Below are 7,410 nucleotides of genomic sequence, written 5' to 3'. Positions count from 1 at the left end.
GCATCAAACAAGTGAAGAGCCCATCCTGACGGATGGGCTTTTTGCGTTTTTGTCGCCTGAAAATATCAGCAGATGCCTTCAGAAGGCGCGATCATGGCTATATCTCTGCAATAACTATCGGTCCTCGTTAAACCCCGTTAACCACTGCATAATAAAAGCGGCTATTTGCGGGACATCATTTAAATCTAACAATGGAAGCGACGTCTCGACCGGCGTATCGCTGGCTATGGCAATCACGTCATCGTCATAAGCTAATTCTTCAATACTATGTCCGCTGTTTTGCCGAAAAAGCAGGATTTTGGGCACAGCTTCATGCTTAAAACCCTCAACCAGCACTAAATCTAACGTTGATGCATCCATTCGGCTAACCAGCCATTCCAGATCCAGCGGAGGCTCTTCGGGTGTTTCCGTCATTAATGCCCAACGCTGGGAGCTGGCGACAATCGTCTGAGCCGCTCCGGCTTTACGCAGTTCATAGCTGTCTTTACCGGGCTTATCCACGTCCATATCGTGATGAGTATGTTTAATTAGCCCTGGCCGTAAGCCTTCCGCGCGCAGTGCCGGAATCAGCGACTTCAGTAGGGTGGTTTTACCTGTACCGCTCCAGGCTGCGATGGCTAAAAGCGGGATCATGATGGCACCTGCATACGTTGCAAATCGTCGAGAGTATTGACGTTAATAAATGCTGATTTTACATCGCTAAAATCGACGCTATGACCGCCAATTTTGCGCAGAAATACCATTACCCGTCTTTCTCCTGCCGCCAGATACGTTTCCAGTTCGCCGATCGCCTCGCGATTCACCAGAGCAATGGCCGGATGGTCACGTTCACCATCGTATACCCAAACGGCTGGAGAGGATTTTCTCTGCTGTATTAAGCGCGTCGCCAGAAATGATGGGATAAATGGCGTATCACAGGGACAAAACAGAAACCACTCGCCCTCAACCTGATGCATTACGGAAAGCATGCCGGCCAACGGCCCGGGAAAGTCGTTCAGAGAGTCGGTAATAATCGGGTAGCCGCTGCTTCGCCAGCAATCAAGATTGCGGTTAGCGCTAATTACCAGCTTTGTAACCTGCGGCTGCAGCGCATCGGCGACATGACGCCACAGGGCTTTACCTTTCAGCAGCTGTAATCCTTTATCTATTCCTCCCATGCGCGAGCCTCTTCCTCCCGCCAGCACGACGCCGGTTATGACCTTGCCCTGCATATTAATATCGCCTCTTTCATTGTGGGATTGTCCCTGCTAACGTATTCCTATCAAGAGTAAGGAGCATTGCTATGAAATGTAAACGTCTGAATGAAGTCATTGAACTCCTCCAGCCAGCCTGGCAGAAAGAACCCGAGCTGAATTTAATGCAATTTTTGCAAAAACTGGCGAAAGAGGCCGGATACACCGGTGAGTTGAACGATCTCTCCGACGATATTCTGATTTATCATCTGAAGATGCGCGACTCGGCAAAAGAAGCCGTTATTCCCGGAATTCAGAAAGATTATGAAGAAGATTTTAAAACCGCGCTGCTACGCGCTCGCGGCGTGATTAAAGAGTAAAAGGTTGTAAGCGCTGCCGCGGAATCGGCAATGAGATGATATCCTGTATCATTCGTACGATTATCGGATGTCAGGATGCACGATAAGGCTTTCACTTTTCAGACGCTTCACCCGGATACCATCATTGATGGCTTATTTGATCTGGGAATGCGGGTGGACTCCGGTCTCACACCGCTTAATAGCTATGAGAACCGGGTTTACCAGTTTCAGGACGAAGATCGTCGCCGCTATGTGGTGAAGTTCTATCGTCCTGAGCGTTGGTCAGCCCAACAAATCCTCGAAGAACATCAGTTTTCCCTCCAGCTCGTGCAGGACGAAGTCCCTGTAGCGGCGCCGTTGTCGTTTAACGACAGTACCCTTCATCAGCATCAGGGATTCTTTTTCGCCGTATTCCCAAGCCTGGGTGGACGTCAGTTTGAGGCGGATAACCTCGATCAGATGGAATGGGTTGGGCGCTACCTTGGCCGTCTGCATCAAACTGGACGCAAACAGCGTTTTGTCGCGCGTCCGGAGATAGGGACGAATGAGTATCTTCTTGAGCCACGCCAGGTCTTTGAGCTTTCCCCGCTGATACCTGCAGGTCTGAAAGAGGCTTTTCTCAGCGCTACCGATAAGCTGATTGATGCGGTAATGGCGCAATGGCACGGACGCGCCAATATTTTACGGTTACACGGTGATTGCCATGCGGGAAACATCCTCTGGCGCGATGGGCCACTGTTTGTTGATTTAGATGATTCACGTAATGGACCTGCTATCCAGGATCTGTGGATGTTGTTGAACGGCGATAAAGCCGAACAACGGATGCAGCTTGAGATGATCATTGAAGCGTATGAAGAGTTCAGCGCTTTCAATACCGATGAAATTGCCCTCATCGAACCTTTACGTGCAATGCGGTTAGTTTATTATCTGGCGTGGTTATTAAGGCGCTGGGAAGATCCCGCTTTTCCTAAAAACTTCCCGTGGTTAACCGGGGAAGATTACTGGCGCGGGCAGACAACAACTTTTCTTGAGCAGGTAAAGGTTCTGCAGGAACCGCCTCTTCAGTTAACGCCAATGTATTAATGTGATATATCCAGGAGAGAATTAATCATGAAAAAAATTTGGCTGGCGCTGGCTGGTATGATTCTGGCTTTCAGTGCATCCGCTGCCCAGATCACCGACGGTAAGCAGTATATTACCCTCGATAAGCCCGTTGCCGGTGAGCCGCAGGTGCTCGAGTTTTTCTCGTTCTACTGCCCGCACTGCTATCAGTTTGAGGAAGTTCTTCATGTATCAGATAACGTGAAGAAAAAGCTGCCTGAAGGCGTCAAAATGACGAAATACCACGTTGAGTTCCTGGGTCCGTTAGGCAAGGATCTGACTCAGGCGTGGGCCGTTGCGATGGCGCTGGGTGTGGAAGATAAAATTACCGTGCCGATGTTTGAAGCGGTACAGAAAAACCAGACCGTCCAGACCGTGGCCGATATCCGTAAGGTCTTCGTTGACGCCGGCGTTAAAGGTGAAGATTACGATGCAGCCTGGAACAGCTTCGTGGTGAAATCCCTGGTGGCTCAGCAAGAGAAAGCCGCCGCTGATTTCCAGCTGCAGGGCGTGCCGGCTATGTACGTTAACGGTAAATACCAGCTTAACCCGCAGGGTATGGATACCAGCAACATGGACGCATTTGTTGCCCAGTATGCCGATACCGTTAAGCAGCTCGTTGAGAAGAAATAAAAAATAAACGCCGGTTATTGACCGGCGTTTTTCTTTTCTGTGCCCACAATTATTTCTCTGCCTGCTGCATTATTTCCGTTAGCTGCCGATCTTTCTCTTCCCAAAGCCTGTTTAGCCAGCGCTGAAAGCGTCGCTTAAAGTTTTTGTCATTGACATAATCGCCGTGCAGCTCTTCCGTCACAGGTTCAAGACTGACTCTCACCACAATCCGCGTCAATCGGCCGCTCAGCATGTCATAAAACGGCTTTTGGTTGTTTTCCGGATAGCATAACGTGACGTTCAAAAGCTTATCAAACTGCGAGCCGAGCACGCTTAATGCCATGGCAATACCCGCAGCCTTTGGCGATAACAGATTCTGGTAAGGCGAACGGGTCTGCTGTTGCTTTTCTTCCGTGAAACGAGAGCCTTCGACAAAGTTAACAATCGTTGTTGGATGCGCGCGGAATTTCTCGCAGGAGCGGCGAGTGGTTTCAACATCTTTGCCCCGGTGCTCTGGATGGCGGAGTAAATAACCTCGGGAATAGCGGCGCATAAAAGGCATATCCAGCGCCCAGCAGGCCAGCCCAATAAACGGCACCCAGGCGAGCTGTTGCTTGAGGAAATATTTATTCATCGGGATATGTTTGCGAAACAGCACGCAAAGCACCACGATATCTGCCCAGCTATGGTGGTTGCTGATGAGCAGATACCAGTTTTTCTTATTCAGGCCATCCAGGCCCTGTACATCCCATTTAAGCCAGGGATTAAGACGCAGCAGCAGGGCCAGCCCTTCACACCAGCAGTACATCATAAAATTGCAAAAAACGGATATCGAGCGCCAGACCGCAGGAATAGGCACAAGAAGTTTAATCAGCCCGGCGACGATGATTGGCACCGAGCAGATTATGGTGACTATGATAGTCAGGGCGATACTCAGCGGGAGCGTTATCGCGGCGAGTAATCTCGACATAGTTAATTTATTCAGAAAGTTAGACTGACAAAGAACGCGTTTAAACGGCGCAAGAGGCTGATTTTACCAGAAAATAGCGTAAATAACGGGTCTTACCAGAACAGAAAAATTTTCGGATCTTATATCCACATGGAACATTGAGTCGCCATGGTGTTATTAAAGCAAATTATGCGTGTATAACTCAATGATAAATATGAAATAATTTGTTTATGGATGATTTAATTAACGATTGTTTGGCTGTCGTTATAAAAATATTCACAAAGTTATCCACAGGATAGCCCATAACGCGATCGAAAGGATCGCAGAATCTTTTCGACGAAATGCGGGAAAAATTCAGGATTTAATGCCCGTCTGTGGCATCCTTTACCGATAATCTGATAAACAGGCACGGAAATTATGGTTCAGATCCCAGAAAACCCTCTCATCCTCGTTGACGGCTCCTCTTACCTTTATCGGGCATATCACGCGTTCCCCCCGCTGACGAATAGCGCTGGTGAACCGACAGGCGCAATGTATGGCGTGCTGAATATGCTGCGAAGCCTGATCCTGCAGTATCAACCGACCCACGCTGTCGTCGTGTTTGATGCCAAGGGGAAGACTTTCCGTGATGAACTGTTTGAGCACTATAAATCTCATCGCCCGCCGATGCCGGACGATCTGCGTGCGCAGATCGAGCCGCTGCATGCCATGGTAAAAGCGATGGGCCTGCCGCTAATGGCTGTTCCTGGCGTAGAAGCCGATGACGTCATCGGTACCCTGGCGCGTGAAGCTGAAAAGGTCGGGCGTCCGGTACTGATTAGCACCGGCGATAAAGATATGGCCCAGCTGGTTACGCCGGGTATTACGCTGATTAACACCATGACCAATACTATCCTTGGCCCCGATGAAGTGGTGACGAAATACGGCGTACCACCGGAGCTGATCATCGATTTTCTGGCTCTGATGGGAGATTCATCGGACAATATTCCAGGCGTACCTGGCGTGGGAGAAAAGACTGCGCAGGCGTTACTGCAGGGGCTGGGTGGTCTTGATACGTTATACGCTGAGCCTGAAAAAATCGCCGGGCTGACCTTCCGCGGCGCAAAAACGATGGCCGCAAAGCTGGAACAGAATAAAGAGGTGGCGTACCTCTCTTATCAGCTGGCGACGATCAAAACGGACGTTGAGCTGGAGCTGGGCTGTGAAGATTTGCTGGTTGCGCAACCCGTCGCTGATGAACTGCTCACGCTGTTTAAAAAATATGAATTCAAACGCTGGATCACCGATGTAGAGTCCGGCAAGTGGATGCAGGCAAAAGGCGCTAAGCCTGCGGCAAAGGCGGTTGTAGCGGTGGCTGACGTGGCCGATGCGGAGGAGGAAACCGCGACGGCGCTCTCTTCTGAAAATTATGTCACGATCCTTGATGAAGAAACGTTGTTGACCTGGGTTGAGAGCCTGAAGAAAGCGCCGCTTTTTGCCTTTGATACCGAAACTGACAGCCTCGATAACGTATCCGCCAATATGGTCGGCTTATCCTTCGCCATTGAGCCTGGCGTTGCGGCCTATGTACCGGTTGCCCATGATTATCTGGATGCACCGGATCAGATCCCGCGCGACCGTGTCCTTGAGCTGCTGAAACCGCTACTGGAAGATGACAAGGTTCTGAAGGTTGGGCAAAACCTCAAATATGACCGCGGTATCCTGGCTAACTACGGCATTGAACTGCGCGGTATTGCCTTTGATACCATGCTGGAATCCTACATTCTTGACAGCGTGGCGGGCCGCCATGATATGGATAGCCTCTCCGATCGCTGGCTGAAGCACAAAACCATTACCTTTGAAGAGATTGCGGGTAAAGGTAAAAACCAGCTCACCTTCAATCAGATAGCGCTGGAAGAAGCGGGCCGCTACGCGGCGGAAGATGCCGATGTCACGCTGCAGCTGCACCTCAAAATGTGGCCTGAACTTCAGCAAAATGAAGGCCCGCTGAACGTCTTTAAAAATATTGAAATGCCGCTGGTGCCGGTGCTATCCCGCGTGGAGCGTAACGGGGTGAAGATTGATCCGGCCGTGCTGCATGCGCATTCTCAGGAGATAGCCAAACGCCTGATTGAACTGGAGAAGAAGGCGTATGATATCGCGGGTGAGGAGTTTAACCTCTCTTCGCCGAAGCAGCTGCAAACCATCCTGTTTGAAAAACAAGGTATTAAGCCGCTGAAGAAAACCCCGGGCGGCGCGCCGTCTACCTCGGAAGAGGTGCTGGAAGAGCTGGCGCTGGACTATCCGCTGCCGAAAGTCATCCTCGAGTATCGTGGTCTGGCAAAACTCAAATCCACCTATACCGATAAGCTGCCGCTGATGATCAGCCCGAAAACGGGCCGGGTTCACACCTCTTATCACCAGGCGGTTACGGCAACGGGACGTTTGTCGTCTACAGACCCGAACCTGCAGAACATTCCGGTGCGCAACGAAGAAGGGCGGCGTATCCGTCAGGCGTTTATTGCTCCGGAAGATTATCTCATTGTCTCTGCTGACTACTCGCAAATTGAACTGCGCATCATGGCGCATCTTTCCCGCGACAAGGGCCTGCTGACCGCGTTTGCGGAAGGGAAGGATATCCACCGCGCGACGGCGGCAGAGGTCTTTGGTTTGCCGCTGGAGAGCGTCAGCAGCGAACAGCGCCGCAGCGCGAAGGCGATCAACTTCGGCCTGATTTACGGCATGAGCGCATTCGGCCTTGCGCGCCAGCTCAATATTCCACGCAAAGAAGCGCAAAAGTATATGGATCTCTACTTTGAGCGCTATCCGGGCGTGCTGGAGTATATGGAGCGCACCCGCACCCAGGCCAAAGAGCAGGGGTATGTTGAAACGCTTGATGGCCGTCGTCTCTACCTGCCGGACATCAAATCCAGCAACGGCGCGCGCCGCGCCGGTGCCGAGCGTGCGGCGATCAATGCGCCGATGCAGGGAACCGCTGCCGACATTATTAAGCGCGCGATGATCGCCGTAGATAGCTGGTTATTAAGCGAAAAACCGCGCGTGCGGATGATTATGCAGGTACACGATGAACTGGTCTTTGAAGTGCATAAAGACGACCTTGAGGCGGTTGCGAAAAAGATCCACGAACTGATGGAAAGCAGCACGACGCTGGCGGTTCCGCTGCTGGTGGAAGTGGGTAGTGGAGAAAACTGGGATCAAGCGCACTAAGTATTCGGTA

The 7,410-nt window shown here is 51.1% G+C and carries 7 protein-coding genes; 4 read left to right on the top strand and 3 right to left on the bottom strand.

Annotated features, from left to right (window positions below):
- Positions 1 to 114: 114 nt before the first annotated feature.
- On the bottom strand, positions 115 to 633 hold the full coding sequence (gene mobB / locus SIK97_RS11470; RefSeq protein ID WP_032751769.1) for a molybdopterin-guanine dinucleotide biosynthesis protein MobB: 519 nt from the start codon (positions 631 to 633) through the stop codon (positions 115 to 117).
- Entirely contained in the window at positions 630 to 1,211 is a 582-nt protein-coding gene (mobA, locus tag SIK97_RS11465) for a molybdenum cofactor guanylyltransferase MobA (RefSeq protein ID WP_057174238.1), read from the bottom strand. The genes mobB and mobA overlap by 4 nt, the downstream gene beginning before the upstream one ends.
- A 71-nt stretch (positions 1,212 to 1,282) precedes the next feature.
- Between mobA and SIK97_RS11460 the strand changes: the two genes are divergently transcribed.
- From SIK97_RS11460 to dsbA, 3 genes are all read left to right on the top strand, one after another.
- Positions 1,283 to 1,552 (top strand): YihD family protein, encoded by a 270-nt coding sequence (locus tag SIK97_RS11460; RefSeq protein WP_004855810.1) that lies wholly within the window; start codon positions 1,283 to 1,285, stop codon positions 1,550 to 1,552.
- Between the two features lie 75 nt (positions 1,553 to 1,627).
- Positions 1,628 to 2,614 carry a serine/threonine protein kinase gene (locus SIK97_RS11455; protein WP_014227364.1) on the top strand — a complete coding sequence of 329 codons (987 nt, stop codon included), beginning with the start codon at positions 1,628 to 1,630 and terminating at the stop codon, positions 2,612 to 2,614.
- A gap of 27 nt (positions 2,615 to 2,641) precedes the next feature.
- Entirely contained in the window at positions 2,642 to 3,265 is a 624-nt protein-coding gene (dsbA, locus tag SIK97_RS11450) for a thiol:disulfide interchange protein DsbA (RefSeq protein ID WP_004855816.1), read from the top strand.
- A gap of 49 nt (positions 3,266 to 3,314) precedes the next feature.
- Here dsbA and SIK97_RS11445 read toward each other — a convergent pair whose 3' ends face one another.
- Positions 3,315 to 4,214, bottom strand: a complete 900-nt coding sequence (locus SIK97_RS11445) for an acyltransferase (RefSeq protein WP_032751768.1) — start codon at positions 4,212 to 4,214, stop codon at positions 3,315 to 3,317.
- Between the two features lie 396 nt (positions 4,215 to 4,610).
- Between SIK97_RS11445 and polA the strand changes: the two genes are divergently transcribed.
- Positions 4,611 to 7,400 carry a DNA polymerase I gene (gene polA / locus SIK97_RS11440; RefSeq protein WP_025106523.1) on the top strand — a complete coding sequence of 930 codons (2,790 nt, stop codon included), beginning with the start codon at positions 4,611 to 4,613 and terminating at the stop codon, positions 7,398 to 7,400.
- Positions 7,401 to 7,410: the final 10 nt, after the last annotated feature.

Origin of the sequence: Klebsiella sp. JN_Kp126, from assembly GCF_033843325.1 — a bacterium.
Classification (GTDB): domain Bacteria; phylum Pseudomonadota; class Gammaproteobacteria; order Enterobacterales; family Enterobacteriaceae; genus Klebsiella; species Klebsiella michiganensis.
Note: the sequence above shows the minus strand (reverse complement) of the source record. Positions and strands in the feature narration are given on the sequence as shown.